This window comes from Halomonas hibernica, from assembly GCF_013183775.1.
Lineage (GTDB): Bacteria > Pseudomonadota > Gammaproteobacteria > Pseudomonadales > Halomonadaceae > Vreelandella > Vreelandella citrativorans.
On sequence record NZ_VIFN01000001.1, the window covers coordinates 357,845 to 373,088 of the forward strand.

Below are 15,244 nucleotides of genomic sequence, written 5' to 3' on the forward strand. Positions count from 1 at the left end.
CGCTAAGCGATAGGCGGGGCTGGCGGAAAATCACCGAGGGTTTGGCCCATTTGCACCATGGCTTCTGGCCGATAATCCTCACGCGTTGCTGGATTGCTAAACGCAACCGGCTTGGCAAAACACATCACAACGGTAGAGCCGAGTTTGAATAGCCCCATTTCCTCGCCGCGCTTAAGGGTGATGGTGTTGTCAAAACGTGTGCGTTGAGGCACGCCCGCCAGCGGTGTAACTTGCCCAGACCACACGGTTTCAATGGCGGCAACCACCATCGCGCCGACCAACACCATGGCAAATGGGCCGTGCTCTGAATCAAAAATGCATACCAAGCGTTCGTTGCGTGCAAACAGGTTAGGCACGTAGCTCGCGGTGGCTTTATTCACCGAGAAAATTCGCCCAGGCACATAAATCATTTCCCGTAGCGTGCCGGTCATGGGCATATGTACACGGTGATAGTCGCGTGGCGAGAGATAAACGGTCGCGAAACTGCCGCCCATAAACTCTTCTGCAAGCGCCGCATCCCCGCCCAGTAACGACTGCGCCGAATAGGTATGGCCCTTGGCTTGAACCAGCTGACCCGCCTGCAGGCGGCCATGGCGCGAAAGCGAGCCATCGGCCGGGCTTAAAATGCCTTGCCCCAGTGGGCGAGCATCCGCTTTTAGAGCGCGGGTAAAGAACGCGTTAAAATTGGCGTATGCCGTTGGGTCCGGCTCAAGTGCCTGGCTCATGTCGACGTTAAACCGCTTGATAAAGGCCTTGATCAGCATGTTTTTCAGCCAAGGCGCCTCGCTCTGCGCAAACGTGCCGGTCAGACGCGAGATGGCATGATGGGGAAGCGGGTACTGGAGTAACGAGAAAGCTTTTTGAGGTAGCGTCACATTAATTACTTTTAGCAGTGGTTAAACGTCGTGCCAGCCAAGCCGGTTACGTTACTTTTCGATCGGCGTATCGTCGCGGTTGCCCCATTCGCCCCAGGAGCCCGCATAGCCGCGTATATTAAACCCTAGCGCTTTACCCACCAGCCAGGTAAAGCTGCTGCGGTGGTGGCTCTGGCAGTGGGTGGCTACTTCCATATCGGGCGTTAGGCCCATGGCCCCAAGCTCGGTTATAAGCTCGGCGTAGTCGCGAATACGCAGGGCGCGGGTCCGGTCCATGGCGTTTAGCCAATCCATATTGACCGCACCTGGAATGTGGCCAAGATGCTTATTATTGCCTTTCTCGCCGTCATATTCGCCCTTGGAGCGCGCATCCCAAACTGCAAACTGCTTGTCACCCAGCTTGGCTTTAATCTCATCACAGGTGATGAGCGCCTGCGGGTTTAAAATTTGTGCATGGTATTCGCTTGGCGAGGGGCGGGTTTGCTCCGTGCTTTCGGGCATACCGGCATCACGCCAGGCATGAATACCGCCATTTAAATAGGAGTAGCGGGTGTGGCCAATCAGCTCCAGCGTCCATAAAAGGCGCGCTGCCCAGCCTCCGCCTTCGTCATCATAGGCCACAACGTGGGTGTCGCGGGTAAGCCCCAATGCGCTGAACAGCTGCGATAAGAAACCTACATCGGGAACGTCATTGGGCACCGGGCCTTCGCCGCGCATCAGGTAGCGAAAATCCAGATATACTGCGCCCGGCACATGCCCCTGGCGGTAGTTATCCGGATTCACCGGCACATCAATGATCAAAAGCGCTGGTTGATCCAGGTGGCTCTGTAACTGTTCTGGCTCAACGATCAGCGGTAGAAGATTTGACTCTGACGATGGGTGCTCGGTGCTCATGGTTAGCTCCTTTAAAATCAAGCGTCTAAGCTATCGAGAATCCGGCGATAGCTGGCAAAACGTTCCGGGTGAATCTTGCCTTCCTCAACCGCTTCAAGTAAAGCGCAGCCTGGCTCCTCCCGATGACGACAATCACGAAAACGGCAGTAGCCAAGGAAAGGGCGGAACTCGATAAAGCCGTCGGTCACGTCCTGTTCGGTCAAATGAATCAGGCCAAATTCCCGAATGCCGGGAGAGTCGATCAGCTCGCCATCGGTGACTTCATCGCGGTTCATGGTATAGAGCCGCGCGGTAGTCGTGGTGTGCGTGCCCTTACGCGAGTCTTCGGAAAGCGCGCCGATACGCAATGACTCATCGGGCAACAGCAGGTCAATTAGCGATGATTTACCCACGCCGCTTTGTCCCACAAATACTGAGGTGCGACCTTCAAGTTGCTGGCGCAAAGGGGCAAGCCCTTCTTCATTGGCCGTCGTGGTACGCACCACCGGGTAGCCTAGCGCACGGTAGCGCTCTAGTAGCTTGCCAAGCTCGCCGCCATCGTCTGGCAGCAGGTCGATTTTGTTGAGTACCAGAACAGGCGCGATAGCGGTGGCTTCAGCGGCGACCAGATAACGGTCAATCAAATTAGGGTGCGGCGCAGGCTCTACGGCAAAAACGATGAGAATCTGGTCGATATTGGCGGCGACCGGCTTGAGCTGGCCACGCGCGTCAGGGCGCTTGAGCACGCTGTCGCGCTCTTCGCGGGCCACAACAACGCCGGAGCCCTCCTGGCCTGCCCGCCAGATTACTCGGTCACCGGTCACCATGCCGTCCAGATTAGCACGTAGATGGCAGCGTACCGGTGTGCCCTCGGCATTACGTACTTCCAGCGTTCGCCCGAAATGCGCCATCACCCGGCCGGGCTGTTCGGCGCCGTATTCGCCTGCCGCCAACTTTTCTGCGTCGCGTACATCACGCTTTTCAGCGCGGCTAGCACGCTCTGCCTGGACTTTGTCGACTCGCCACTGCTGCTGGCGGCTTAATTTACGTTTGCTCATGACCACCCGATGCTCGGTACAATGGAGGATAGTGTACCTGTTAACTGACGCCGGGTAACTCGACCCGTTGGCTATCCTGGAGAAAAGCATGAGCAATAGTAATGAACCGCGCAGTGATCTGCTGGTCTGGATCGACCTGGAAATGACCGGCCTTGATCCTGATAAAGAGCGCATTATCGAAGTGGCAACGCTCGTTACCGATGCGGATTTAAACGTCGTGGCGGAAGGCCCGGTAATTGCTGTTAAGCAGCCTGATAGTCTGTTGGCACAAATGGATGACTGGAACCAGAAGACCCACGGCGAGTCCGGCTTGGTCGCGCGCGTAAAAGCCAGCCAGAACGATACGGCCAGTGCCGAACAGCAGACACTGGAATTTTTGCGCCAGTACGTGGTGGCAGGCTCGTCGCCCATGTGTGGTAATAGCATCCATCAGGACCGACGCTTTTTGGAGCGTGAGATGCCAGCGCTGTGGCGTTTCTTCCACTACCGTAACCTGGATGTCTCAAGCGTTAAGGAGCTTGCCAAGCGCTGGAACCCGGGCGCGCTGGCAGGCTTTAGCAAGCGCAACGTGCACTTGGCAATGGACGATATCAAAGAGTCGATTGCTGAGCTTGCCCACTACCGCAATACCTTTTTGCGCGTGGCAGGCGGGCAGGACGAAGAAGAGTAAGCCTCGGTTGAACGTTAGCTTGTCGCAATGCGTGCATCGCGCTTGAGGCGCTGTTCATCAAGCGCCCAGGCAACGTGTTCACGTACCAGAGCGCTGGGGTAAGCGCGCCGTGCCCACAGCGCGGCTTCAACCGCCTCGCTCCACGGTGCGTTGCCCAGGCCAATGGCAATATTGCGTAGCCAGCGTTCGTAGCCGATACGTCGAATGGGGCTGCCGGCGGTTTTGTCCAAAAATGCCTCTTCGCTCCAGCCAAACAGGCTGAGCAGGGAGGCGCGGTCCAGGTCGTGGCGGGGGGCAAAATCTTGCTCGTTACTCACGCGGGTGAAGCGTGTGAACGGACATACCAGTTGGCAGTCGTCGCAGCCATATACGCGGTTGCCCATGGCGCGGCGAAACTCAACCGGGATCGCTCCGTGTAGCTCAATCGTTAAATAGGAGATGCACTTGCGCGAATCCACCACTTTGTCGTCAACAATCGCCCCTGTTGGGCAGGCGGTCTGACAAGCATCGCAGCTGCCGCAATGCTCACGCTCGTAGGGCGGGTCAACGGGGAGGGGCAGGTCGGTATAAAGCTCACCCAAAAAGAACAGTGAGCCTGCTTTTGGGTTGAGCAGCATGGCGTTTTTACCGAACCAGCCAAGGCCTGCCTTTTGCGCCAGGGCGCGCTCCATTACCGGGGCAGAATCGACAAAGGCACGGTAGCCAAAAGGACCTACTTCCTGTTCGATTTTTTTACCCAGCTGAGCCAAGCGCTTACGTATTAGCTTGTGGTAGTCACGGCCCAATGCATAGCGTGATACATAGGCTTTTTGCGGCTGCCCCAGCAGCCGAGTCGTTTCAACTTCGGGAGGTAAATAATCCATACGCACGCTGATGATCCGCAGCGTGCCCGGTTCAAGCTCGGCCGGGCGTGTACGTTTGGTGCCGTGCTTGTCCATAAAGCTCATCTCACCGTGATAACCTTTCTCAAGCCATGCGTTGAGATGCTGCTCATGCGTATCGAGCTGCGTATCGGTAATACCTACCTGCTGAAAGCCCAGCTCGCGGCCCCAGATTTTGATGAGGTCAGCAAGATGGGCCAGTTGTTCAGTGGTCATGGTATGGCTTGAAAGTGAAGAAGCAGTGGAACAGGGCATTATCAGTCTACGGTCGAGCATTAGTCGCGCTATGCTAACGCAATTGGTCGCCATCACAACATGCGAAAGGAGATATCGTGTCCACCTTAAGTACTTCCTCGCTGCGCCCGCTATTCAAAGCGGAGCAGGTACGTGAACTGGACCGCCGTACCATTGCCGGTGGTATCGAAGGGTTTGCCCTAATGCAGCGAGCAGCGTCCAGTGCTTGGCATAGCTTTCGCGCGCGCTGGCCCCATGCGCGTAGCGTAACGGTGTTGTGTGGTGGGGGAAATAACGCTGGCGATGGTCATGTGCTGGCAGCGCTTGCCATTCAGTCAGGGCTTAAAGTGCAGCGTATTACGCTAAAGCCGTTGGATGCTCTGAAAGGTGATGTCGCCAGGGCTGCCGAGCTTGCAACCTCTGCCGGTGTTGCCTGCGAAGCGTGGCACGCCGATTGTGTGTTCTCGGGCGAGGTGATTGTTGATGCTCTGGTCGGTATTGGCCTTACCGGCAAGGTGACAGGGGCAACGCAACAGGCGATTAAGGCAATCAACGCCGCTAAATGTCCCGTGCTGGCGATCGATATACCCTCTGGGTTAGCCGCGGATACGGGCGCGGTCCTTGGTGATGCTGTTCACGCCAATACTACCGTCACGTTCATTGGCGACAAGATAGGGCTACATACCGGCGAAGCGCCTGCCTATACGGGGGAGATTGATTTTCGCCCCCTGGGCGTTAAAGCGCAGGCCTTTTTTGATATTCCTCCTTGTGCGTGGCGGCTGGACGAAGGCTGGTTAACAGACGCCTTTGCGCCGCGCTCCCGTACCAGCCATAAAGGCGATATGGGGCATGTGCTGGTCTTGGGCGGTGCTCCGGGGTTTGGTGGTGCAGCGCTGCTGGCTTCCCAAGCGGCGGTACGCTTAGGCGCTGGCAAAGTAAGCCTGGCTACCGCGCCAGAGCACATCAGCGCTAGTTTGATGCGTTGCCCGGAAGTAATGGCGCACGGTGTACGCGGCGGCGCCGATTTAAACGAACTGCCGCAAAAAGCCGATGTAATGGTGGTGGGGCCGGGGATGGGACAGGCCGCTTGGGGGCAGGCTGTGTTGCAGCACGCGCTGGCATCGGGCTCTCCGCTGGTCGTCGATGCCGATGGGCTTAATTTACTCGCCAGCCACTGGCCGAGCGAGCGCCGTGATAACTGGATATTAACGCCGCACCCTGGCGAAGCTGCCCGGCTGCTTGAGTGTAGCGTCACCGATGTGCAGGCTGACCGGCCTGCCGCTGCGCGTGAGCTGCAGCGTAGACGAGGAGGCGTTGTTGTTCTAAAAGGCTCGGGGAGCTTGATTGCCGGGCCCGGTGGCTTGGTCGTATGTCCTTACGGAAACCCCGGTATGGCCAGTGGTGGAATGGGTGACGTGCTCAGCGGTATGCTCGGCGCCTTGGTCGCCCAGCGAGCAGAGATAGAGAGTAGCGCCTGGTTAGGCGTTATGGTGCATGCGCTAGCCGCCGACAGCGCCGCACAGGCACAAGGAGAACGTGGCTTGCTGGCAAGTGATCTGGCATCCTATGCGCGAGTATTGATCAACCCGTGAAGGCAGCCCACATGCAGGTGCAATTGGAAAATGAAGAAGCGCAGGTCGCTTTTGGTGAAGCGCTGGGAAGTGCATTGCAGGGGCGTGGGCGTGTTTACCTGGAAGGTGACCTGGGCGCCGGTAAAACGACATTAACACGTGGAGTTTTAAGGGCCTATGGGCATCTGGGGGCAGTCAAAAGCCCTACCTATACCCTCGTGGAGCCTTATGAGCTGGGCACACAGCGCATTTATCATTTAGATCTCTATCGTTTATCTGACCCTGAGGAGCTTGAGTTTATCGGCGGTCGTGATGTGTTGGCGGACGACGCTCTATGTATTGTTGAGTGGCCAAGTCGCGGCGAGGGATGGCTGCCAGCTCCCGATATTTTCTTATCACTTACGGTAGCGGGTGCAGGGCGCGAGGCGACGTTGAACGCACTCAGTGAGTACGGTGAGTGCGTCCTTAATGGGCTGCAGTCAAGACAATCGTTTAAGCAGTCAGAAGACGGTGCCACTTCATGGTAACTAGCAACGAATTCACCGGCCTGGCCCGGTATCTCATGCCTGGGCTGATGGCGCTAATGGCGAGCGTTTCTTCTGTACAGGCCGCTGATGTTGAAAGCATGCGGTTATGGGCCGCCCCCGACCACGCGCGGCTGGTATTTGATCTTTCCGGCGTCACTCAGGCGAATGTTTTTTCCCTGTCGGACCCCGAGCGCCTGGTGATTGATTTGGAGGAGAGCCAGCTAAAAACGGATGCCTCCACATTGCCGCTAGATGGCAGCGCGATTGAGGTTGTGCGGACCGGGCCGCGGGATGGGGGCGGTTTGCGCGTGGTGCTGGAACTCAATCGCTTAGTGGAACCGCGCCACTTTGTGTTGCCGCCTAATGACCAATATGGTCACCGCTTGGTGGTAGACCTTGAGTATCCCGGCGAGAGTGCCGTTGAAAACCCGATTGATCCGATAGAAGCGATGATTCGTGATCAGGAAATGCTGGCGCAGCGAAACGATGTTCAGGCTCAATTGCCGGATAGCCAAGCGTCGCCTGGAACGCAAAGCCCTGAGCCGGCCGAAGTTCAGCCCGCCCAGCCGCACCCCCAACGCGATGTTATTATTGCCGTTGATGCTGGTCACGGTGGTGAAGATCCGGGTGCTATTGGCCCTGGCGGTACGCGAGAAAAAGACGTCGTGCTGGATATCGGGCGTCGGTTGGCTGCCAAAATCAATGCCACGCCGGGCTATAAAGCGGTGCTTATTCGTGATGGTGATTATTACATAGGCTTGCGGCAACGTACCCAGCTTGCCCGTGAGCAAAAGGCCGATTTCTTTGTGTCGGTTCACGCCGATGCATTTAACAGTCCGCGCCCCGAGGGCAGCTCGGTATACGCGCTTTCGCAGCGTGGCGCTACGTCAGAAACAGCCCAGTGGCTTGCCGACAGCGAAAACCGCGCTGACCTGATTGGAGGGGTGGATGGCAACCTTTCGCTGCGTGATAAGGATCAAGTGCTCCGCGGCGTTTTGCTTGATTTAACCATGACCGCCACGCTGAACGATTCGCTGTCTATTGGCGGGCAGGTACTTGAGCAGTTGGGGCGGATTAATCGGTTGCACAAATCCCGCGTTGAGCAGGCCGGCTTTATGGTACTTAAATCGCCTGATATTCCTTCGCTATTGGTTGAGGTTGGCTTTATTTCCAACCCCAGTGAAGAGCGTCGACTGCGTGATCCCGTTCATCAGCAGGGGCTTGCGGATGCGATTTTTTCCGGGTTAAACGCGCATTTTGAACGTAACCCGCCACCGGCGAGCCTGCTTGCCTGGCAGCGCGATAATCATCGCCAGCCTACGGGGAATGAGTACCGTATTCAGTCAGGCGATACGCTCTCTTCGATTGCGCTGCGCCACGGTGTGCCAGTGGGCCAGCTGCGCCAAGCTAATGATTTGAATGGCGACGTTATTCGCGTGGGCCAAGTATTACGTATTCCCAACTCTTGAGGTGTCTGGTGTCCGAGTCGAGTTCTTTGCCATCACGTATTCATGTACTCGACCCCCGCTTGGCCAACCAAATCGCCGCGGGGGAGGTTGTCGAACGTCCATCGTCGGTAACCAAGGAGCTGGTGGAAAATGCCATTGATGCGGGAAGTCAGCGCATTGAGGTTGAGATCGAACAGGGCGGTGCGCGATTAATTAAAGTACGCGATGACGGCATCGGTATTAGTGAGCAGGACTTGCCGCTGGCGCTTGCACGTCATGCCACCAGTAAAATCGGAAGCCTTGAGGACCTGGAGGGCGTCGGTTCTCTGGGGTTTCGTGGCGAGGCGCTGGCCTCAATAAGCTCTGTCTCTCGGTTGGAGCTTGTGTCCAATGCGGAAGAAGACCCGCGAACCGGCTGGCGAGTGGTGGCCGAAGGGCGAGGGATGGAGGCGCGAGTAACGCCTGCACCACACCCGCGAGGCACCAGCGTTGCGGTGCGTGATTTGTTCTTTAATACGCCTGCGCGGCGCAAGTTCTTACGTACTGAAAAGACCGAGTTTGCCCACGTGGAAGAGGCCTTTCGGCGTCAGGCACTGTCGCGTTACGACATCACCTGGGTGCTCCGTCATAACCAGAAGGTAGTCCACCAGCTACCTGCTGGGCATACGGCGGTGGCTCAGGAGCGGCGTATCGCCTCGCTGCTGGGTAAGAATTTTATTGAGCATGCACGCTATATTGAGCGCGAAGCTGGTGGTCTGCGCCTAAGCGGTTGGGTGGGCTTGCCCACACACTCACGCTCTCAGGCCGATCAGCAGTACTTTTTTGTTAACGGGCGTGTGGTGCGTGACCGCCTGGTGGCCCATGCCGTGCGCCAGGCCTACCGGGACGTGCTCTATAACGGCCGCCATCCTGTGTTTGTACTCTACCTGACACTGGACCCTGATGTGGTCGACGTGAATGTTCATCCCACCAAGCATGAAGTGCGCTTTCGTGATGGGCGCATGGTGCATGATTTTCTCTACTCAAGTCTGCACCACTGCCTGGCGACGTCTAAGCCAGCGCAAGAAAGTGATGGCGATGCCAGTGATGCCTCGGAGCATTCAGCAGAAGGCGTGAATGGTGCCACTGCCGAACCTGAGCAGACCGATTCTACCCGGTGGCAGCAGCAAGGCATGGCGCTTTCTCAAGCGCCTGACCGTCACCCGGGGGCTGAAAAAGTACGCCGCTTTATGCAGGGCTATCAGGCCTTGCACCCTAATCATGAGGATACGCTGCTTACGCCGCAGCCGCCGGGTGCATGGGCTGGCGGTCACGAGTCTGTTAGCGAGGTGCGCGAAGCACCTGCGGTAATGCCTGAAAGTGACCCGACCAGTGCGCCGCCGCTAGGCTTTGCCTTGGGGCAACTGCATGGGATTTATATTCTTGCGCAAAATGCCCAAGGGCTCGTGCTGGTGGATATGCACGCCGCCCATGAGCGCATTGTCTACGAGCGGATGAAAAATCAGCTGGCAGCCGCTAGTGGCATTGATACACAGCCGCTGTTGGTGCCCGTGTCGCTTGCTGCCAGCCGCACGGAAGTGGCAACGGCAGAAAGCGAACAGAAAGCCATTTCTCAATTGGGGATTGAGCTGGATGTTGCAGGGCCGGAAACGCTGCTGGTGCGCCAGTTGCCTGCGCTTTTGGCCCAGGCTGACCCGGAAGCACTGGTGCGCGAAATGCTTGAAGAGCTTGCCCGTTTTGGGCGCACCCATCAGGTAGAAACACGTATTCATGAGCTGCTTTCCACTATGGCATGCCACGGTAGCGTGCGCGCGAATCGACGGCTAACCATTGAAGAGATGAATGGACTGCTGCGCGATATGGAACGCACCGAGCGTAGCGATCAGTGTAATCATGGTCGGCCTACCTGGACACAAATGAACCTAAAAGCGCTTGATCGGTTGTTTTTGCGCGGACAGTAGTGGTGCTGCCAGATGTTGCCAAGTGGCGGCTGGCTGAATTAATCCCTGTTATTTTTTGGCGGAGTTTGCCACGGTATGGCTGATACACGCCCTTGGGCGATTTTTTTAATGGGTCCCACAGCGGCCGGAAAAACCGATACGGCAATCGCGCTGCACGAGCGGCTAGGGCATGAGCTAATCAGCGTTGATTCCGCAATGGTCTACCGCGGTATGAATATTGGTAGTGCTAAGCCCAGTGCTGCTGAGCTTGCCCGTGCACCCCATCGGTTAATAGATCTGCGTGATCCGGCAGAGCCCTATTCAGCCGCTGATTTTCGAGAAGATGCGCTTAGTGAGATGCGGCAAATCAGCGCAGCGGGAAAGGTGCCACTGCTCGTGGGCGGCACCATGCTGTACTACAAGCGCCTGGTTGAAGGGGTCGCAAATATGCCTGCGGCGGACCCCGCTATTCGCGAGCAGCTAGCCAAACAGCGTGAAAGTGAAGGCCTGGAATCGCTGCATAAAAAACTGATGGATGTGGATCCTGTGTCGGCGCAGCGCATCCATCCCAATGATCCTCAACGCTTAATGCGCGCACTCGAAGTTTATTACGCCAGTGGGCGCTCAATGAGTGAACTGTGGGGTGAGCAGCAGCCAGCGCCTTTCCCTTGGCGCGTGCTATCCATTGCGTTGGCGCCAGACGACAGGCGTGTTTTACACGCACGTATTGAAAAACGTTTTGCCGCTATGCTTGAGGAGGGCTTGATAGATGAGGTGGCCGCCCTCAAAAAGCGTAGTGACCTGCATCTGGAACTGCCCGCCATGAAAAGCGTTGGTTATCGTCAGGTGTGGGAGTATCTGAACGGTGAGTACGACTATGCTGTCTTAAAGGAGCGCGGCGTAATTGCTACTCGCCAGCTCGCCAAGCGTCAGCTAACCTGGTTAAGAAGCTGGTCTAATCTTACCTGGATTGATTCGCAGCAGTTGGACGTGGTGGATAAGACGCTGAAATTCGTGCGTGAAAGCGGTGCTTAGCGTAAGATAGTGGTTTCGTGAGCGTGTGTTTTTGAGTAGCCGAAGGGCGCTTTCAACCACACGGGCCTTTCGGGCAAATAGATTGCGGCGTAGCACCAGTAGGGCACGCCATTTAACAACCAACCCCAACGACAGTTTAGGGAGAGCAACATGTCCAAAGGGCAGTCCCTTCAAGATCCTTACTTGAATATTTTGCGCAAAGAGCGCATTCCGGTCTCCATCTTTTTGGTAAATGGCATTAAGCTTCAAGGCCAGATCGAATCGTTTGACCAGTTTGTTATTCTGCTGCGTAACACCGTTAGTCAGATGGTTTATAAACATGCTATTTCCACGGTGGTGCCTTCGCGTAATGTGCGTTTGCCGGCACAAGACCCGGCCGCGCCTGATGCGGATATTTAACACCGCTGGATGAGCAATAGAGTCCTCGAGGTATTGATTGTTTTTTGAACGCCCAGAAGCCGGTGAAACGGCAGTTCTTGTCCACGTTGATTTTCATGACGAACAAGCACGTGAAGACCCGGGTGAGTTCTTAGAGCTCGTGCGCTCTGCAGGTGCAGAGCCCGCGACGCTGCTCACCGCTAGTCGTCAGCGCCCTGATTCACGAACCTTTGTGGGTTCGGGAAAGCTGGAAGAGTTGCGAGCGATGCTCGCGGCTCATGAGGCGGAGCTGGTGATCTTCAATCATAGTTTAAGTCCTTCCCAGCAGCGCAACCTTGAGAAAGAACTCAAGTGCCGAGTCCTTGACCGTACGGGTCTGATTCTCGATATTTTTGCGCAACGGGCACGAACCCATGAGGGTAAGCTGCAGGTCGAGCTTGCTCAGCTAGAGTATATGTCTACTCGCCTTGTGCGTGGGTGGACGCACCTTGAGCGCCAAAAAGGCGGGATTGGCTTGCGTGGGCCCGGCGAAACGCAGCTGGAAACCGACCGCCGTTTATTAAGAGGGCGTATTAAGTCAATCAATAAGCGGCTGGATAAAGTCCGTAGCCAGCGTGAGCAGAACCGCCGCGCCCGTGCACGTGCGGAAATCCACAGTGTGTCGCTGGTCGGGTATACCAACGCAGGCAAATCGACGCTGTTTAATACGTTAACCAATGCCGATGTGTATGCCGCTGACCAATTGTTTGCAACACTGGACCCGACACTGAGGCGCCTTGAGATCGAAGACGTGGGCCCGGTGGTGATGGCGGATACAGTAGGGTTTATCCGGCATTTGCCCCATAAGCTTGTTGAGGCGTTCCAGGCGACGCTTCAGGAGGCAGCGGAAGCCACTTTGCTTGTGCATGTGATTGATGCAGCCGACCCTGATCGCGAGCTAAACGTTGACCAGGTAGAGCACGTATTGAAAGAGATTGGCGCCGATAGTGTGCCGGTTCTCAAGGTAATGAATAAAATCGACAAGCTTGATAGCGCACCGCGTATTGAGCGTGATGGGCATGGCGTGCCTGAAGTGGTGTGGTTGTCTGCTCAACAAGGCCAAGGTCTTGAGCTACTTCATGAAGCGCTTACTGAGCGCTTGGCTGGCGATGTCATCGGATTTTCGCTGACACTGACGCCAGAACAGGGCAAGCTGCGGGCAGGGCTTCATGAGCTAAACGCCGTGCGTCAGGAAGCATTTGATGAGCAGGGGCGCTCTGTATTGGATGTTCGACTACCGCGTCGCGACTTTAACCAATTAATGGCGCAGCTGGGTGAGCGCGCTAACACCTATTTGCCTGTAGCATTACGTGAAGTTGACGAGTGGTAGGTCCTTGCTTTTCTACTCGTGTAAGGGATGGTAATAACAGTTTGATATAGCAATAATTTCAATAAAGCGCATGGAGCTTGCCGAAGGCATGCCATGCGCAGATGAGCACCTTAGTGGAGACGAAGTATGGCCTGGAATGAGCCTGGTGGTGGCAACCAGCACGACCCATGGAGTGGTGGTGGTCGACGGGGTGGCAACGACGGTGATAACCGTGGTGGCAACGACGGCGGTAATCGGGGCGGGAACAATGGGGGTAATAACCAAGGCCCTCCTGACCTTGATGAAGCGCTCAAGAAGTTTCAAGACAAGCTGAACGGCATGCTGGGCGGCGGCAGTAAAAAAGGCAACGGAAACAAGCGGAACAGTGGAAGCGGTGGTGGTAAACCACGTAATACGCTTGCATTGCCGGGCCTTTTAGTTGTGGTTGCGCTAGCGATTTGGGCAGCCTCCGGCTTCTATCTGGTGGATCAGTCTGAGCGTGGCGTTGTTTTACGTTTTGGTGAGTACCAAAGCGTTGTTGGGCCGGGTCTTCACTGGAATCCGCCGTTGATTGACGATGTCCGCATGGTGAATGTCACGCGTGTTCGCTCTGTGTCACAAACCCAGGCGATGCTGACGCGCGATGAAAACATCGTGGAAGTGGAAATATCGGCGCAGTACCAGGTCGCAAATCCGCAAGATTTTGTTCTCAATGTGCGTGATCCTGCACTGTCCATGGAAAATGCGCTTGATTCTGCTTTGCGTCACGTTGTAGGTGGCACAGACATGATCGATATCCTGACCTCAGGGCGTGAAATCCTGGGCAGCTCGGTCGCTAGCCGCTTGCAGTCCTATCTTGATGCGTATGGAGCGGGTATCCGTTTACAAACCATTAACATTGAGTCGACTTCCGCGCCTGCGCCGGTTATCGACGCATTCGATGACGTAATTCGTGCTCGCGAAGACCGCCAGCGTACCATTAACGAAGGCATGGCTTACGCTAACGCCATTATCCCGGCCGCCCAGGGGCAAGCCCAACGCGTGGTTGAGCAAGGCCAAGGGTATCGTGAGTCGGTCGTGGCTGAAGCTCAGGGTCAAGCGAATCGCTTCAATGCCTTGTTAACAGAGTACCAAAATGCGCCAGAGGTAATGCGTGAGCGGATGTACCTGGATACGCTTGAAAGCGTCTACGGCGGTACGCCCAAGGTACTCATGGATGTAAGCGAAAATGCACCGCTAATGTACCTGCCGCTTGATCAAATGCGTGGCAATAGTGGGCGCAGCAATAGCGCATCAAGCGCTAATGACAGTGGCTCAGGCAGTGAGGAGTTGGATCCGCGTGTTGTAGAAAATTTACGTGGAAGCCAAACGACGAATTCTTCATCTTCAAGTAGTAGCTCTATTCGCAGGGAGGGCCGGTAAATGATTAATAATCGATCCCTGCTGATCGTTGGTGGTTTGGCTGTTGTCGCGTGGTTGGCAAGTAATTCGCTGTATGTTGTTGATGAGACACAGCGTGCCGTAAAACTGCGCTTTGGTGAGGTTATTGAAGAGAATATTCAGCCTGGCCTGCATGTCAAAATACCGGTTGCTCAAACGATCCGTAAGTTTGATACGCGCCTGCTGACGCTGGATACCGATACCAGTCGTTATCTGACGCTTGAGCAAAAAGCAGTTATCGTCGACTCCTACGTTAAATGGCAGGTGGTTAATCCTACCCGCTACTACGAGGCAACGGCAGGCGATGAAATGATGGCGATCCGCCTTATTCAGCCACGTGTTGACGAGAGCTTACGTAACGAGTTTGGCCGTCTTAATCTGCAGGAAATCATTGCCGAGCGCCGTGATGACCTGATGATTGGCCCTACCGAAGAGCTGGATAGCCTGATGCGTGATGAGCTGGGTGTCGCTATCCGCGATATTCGCATCAAGCGTATTGATTTACCTGAAGACGTGTCAGCGGCAGTCTTTGAGCGGATGCGTTCTGAGCGTGAGCGCGAAGCCCGCGAATGGCGTGCCCAGGGACAGGAAGAAGCGGAGCGTATTCGCGCTAATGCTGACCGTCGTCGCCACGTACTTATCGCTCAGGCAAATGAGCGTGCAGAGACGCTGCGCGGTGAAGGTGATGCTCAGGCAGCCAGTATCTTTTCTGAAGCGTATGGCCAGGATCAGGAGTTTTTCTCCTTTTGGCGTAGCTTGAATGCTTACCGCGATAGCTTCTCGGGCGACGGTGATATGCTGGTATTAGACCCCAGCAGCGACTTTTTCCGTTACCTGCGCAGTGCTAATCCTAACGGGCAAGCAGGCGGAGAAGAGTAAGTTGGTATAGGGGTGAATTTTGCCATGAAGCAGAACGCATGGCGGGGTTCATCCCTTGAGCAAACGTGGTAGACTTAATTGAACCGG

14 protein-coding genes are annotated in these 15,244 nt (G+C 55.9%); 10 read left to right on the forward strand and 4 right to left on the reverse strand.

The annotated features are described in order from the left end of the window. Window positions 1–2 precede the first annotated feature (2 nt). The 3 genes from asd to rsgA are packed head-to-tail and all read right to left on the reverse strand — an operon-like array spanning window position 3 to window position 2,806. A complete protein-coding gene (gene asd, locus FKN99_RS01665; protein ID WP_172116271.1) occupies window positions 3–875 on the reverse strand; it encodes an archaetidylserine decarboxylase in 873 nt (290 codons plus the stop codon). A 51-nt stretch (window positions 876–926) separates the two neighbouring features. After that, window positions 927–1,769 carry a sulfurtransferase gene (locus tag FKN99_RS01670; RefSeq protein WP_172116272.1) on the reverse strand — a complete coding sequence of 281 codons (843 nt, stop codon included), beginning with the start codon at window positions 1,767–1,769 and terminating at the stop codon, window positions 927–929. Window positions 1,770–1,786: 17 nt separating this feature from the next. Beyond that, window positions 1,787–2,806: a small ribosomal subunit biogenesis GTPase RsgA gene (gene rsgA / locus FKN99_RS01675; RefSeq protein WP_172116273.1), complete on the reverse strand. Its 1,020-nt coding sequence runs from the start codon at window positions 2,804–2,806 to the stop codon at window positions 1,787–1,789. An 88-nt stretch (window positions 2,807–2,894) separates the two neighbouring features. On the opposite strand from rsgA, the gene orn reads away from it, so the two are divergent. Beyond that, window positions 2,895–3,476 (forward strand): oligoribonuclease, encoded by a 582-nt coding sequence (gene orn, locus FKN99_RS01680; protein ID WP_172116274.1) that lies wholly within the window; start codon window positions 2,895–2,897, stop codon window positions 3,474–3,476. A gap of 14 nt (window positions 3,477–3,490) precedes the next feature. Here orn and queG read toward each other — a convergent pair whose 3' ends face one another. Continuing rightward, window positions 3,491–4,573: a tRNA epoxyqueuosine(34) reductase QueG gene (queG, locus tag FKN99_RS01685; RefSeq protein ID WP_172116275.1), complete on the reverse strand. Its 1,083-nt coding sequence runs from the start codon at window positions 4,571–4,573 to the stop codon at window positions 3,491–3,493. 116 nt (window positions 4,574–4,689) lie between these two features. On the opposite strand from queG, the gene FKN99_RS01690 reads away from it, so the two are divergent. The 9 genes from FKN99_RS01690 to hflC all read left to right on the forward strand — a co-directional run bounded on the left by FKN99_RS01690 (window position 4,690) and on the right by hflC (window position 15,157). Further along, a complete protein-coding gene (locus FKN99_RS01690; RefSeq protein WP_172116276.1) occupies window positions 4,690–6,183 on the forward strand; it encodes an NAD(P)H-hydrate dehydratase in 1,494 nt (497 codons plus the stop codon). A gap of 11 nt (window positions 6,184–6,194) precedes the next feature. Then, window positions 6,195–6,689, forward strand: coding sequence for a tRNA (adenosine(37)-N6)-threonylcarbamoyltransferase complex ATPase subunit type 1 TsaE (tsaE, locus tag FKN99_RS01695; RefSeq protein WP_172116277.1), 495 nt, complete (start codon window positions 6,195–6,197; stop codon window positions 6,687–6,689). Beyond that, a complete protein-coding gene (locus FKN99_RS01700) occupies window positions 6,683–8,158 on the forward strand; it encodes an N-acetylmuramoyl-L-alanine amidase (protein WP_172116278.1) in 1,476 nt (491 codons plus the stop codon). Before tsaE ends, FKN99_RS01700 begins: the two co-directional genes overlap by 7 nt. A gap of 8 nt (window positions 8,159–8,166) precedes the next feature. Beyond that, a complete protein-coding gene (gene mutL / locus FKN99_RS01705) occupies window positions 8,167–10,098 on the forward strand; it encodes a DNA mismatch repair endonuclease MutL (RefSeq protein WP_172116279.1) in 1,932 nt (643 codons plus the stop codon). 75 nt (window positions 10,099–10,173) lie between these two features. Beyond that, complete coding sequence (gene miaA / locus FKN99_RS01710) at window positions 10,174–11,112, forward strand: tRNA (adenosine(37)-N6)-dimethylallyltransferase MiaA (RefSeq protein WP_172116280.1); 939 nt, start codon at window positions 10,174–10,176, stop codon at window positions 11,110–11,112. Between the two features lie 150 nt (window positions 11,113–11,262). Further along, window positions 11,263–11,511, forward strand: coding sequence for an RNA chaperone Hfq (hfq, locus tag FKN99_RS01715; RefSeq protein ID WP_009099947.1), 249 nt, complete (start codon window positions 11,263–11,265; stop codon window positions 11,509–11,511). 37 nt (window positions 11,512–11,548) lie between these two features. Then, complete coding sequence (gene hflX, locus FKN99_RS01720; protein ID WP_172116281.1) at window positions 11,549–12,859, forward strand: ribosome rescue GTPase HflX; 1,311 nt, start codon at window positions 11,549–11,551, stop codon at window positions 12,857–12,859. Between the two features lie 126 nt (window positions 12,860–12,985). After that, window positions 12,986–14,260 (forward strand): FtsH protease activity modulator HflK, encoded by a 1,275-nt coding sequence (hflK, locus tag FKN99_RS01725; protein WP_172116282.1) that lies wholly within the window; start codon window positions 12,986–12,988, stop codon window positions 14,258–14,260. Next, entirely contained in the window at window positions 14,261–15,157 is an 897-nt protein-coding gene (hflC, locus tag FKN99_RS01730; protein WP_172116283.1) for a protease modulator HflC, read from the forward strand. It abuts the gene before it with no gap. Window positions 15,158–15,244: the final 87 nt, after the last annotated feature.

What these genes read in the sequence shown, in the direction of transcription:
- hfq (WP_009099947.1), top strand. Translation starts at nt 11,263, where the DNA reads ATGTCCAAAGGGCAGTCCCTTCAAGATCCTTACTTGAATATTTTGCGC.
- hflK (WP_172116282.1), top strand. Translation starts at nt 12,986, where the DNA reads ATGGCCTGGAATGAGCCTGGTGGTGGCAACCAGCACGACCCATGGAGT.
- FKN99_RS01670 (WP_172116272.1), bottom strand. Translation starts at nt 1,769, where the DNA reads ATGAGCACCGAGCACCCATCGTCAGAGTCAAATCTTCTACCGCTGATC.
- queG (WP_172116275.1), bottom strand. Translation starts at nt 4,573, where the DNA reads ATGACCACTGAACAACTGGCCCATCTTGCTGACCTCATCAAAATCTGG.
- rsgA (WP_172116273.1), bottom strand. Translation starts at nt 2,806, where the DNA reads ATGAGCAAACGTAAATTAAGCCGCCAGCAGCAGTGGCGAGTCGACAAA.
- tsaE (WP_172116277.1), top strand. Translation starts at nt 6,195, where the DNA reads ATGCAGGTGCAATTGGAAAATGAAGAAGCGCAGGTCGCTTTTGGTGAA.
- orn (WP_172116274.1), top strand. Translation starts at nt 2,895, where the DNA reads ATGAGCAATAGTAATGAACCGCGCAGTGATCTGCTGGTCTGGATCGAC.
- FKN99_RS01700 (WP_172116278.1), top strand. Translation starts at nt 6,683, where the DNA reads ATGGTAACTAGCAACGAATTCACCGGCCTGGCCCGGTATCTCATGCCT.
- hflC (WP_172116283.1), top strand. Translation starts at nt 14,261, where the DNA reads ATGATTAATAATCGATCCCTGCTGATCGTTGGTGGTTTGGCTGTTGTC.
- miaA (WP_172116280.1), top strand. Translation starts at nt 10,174, where the DNA reads ATGGCTGATACACGCCCTTGGGCGATTTTTTTAATGGGTCCCACAGCG.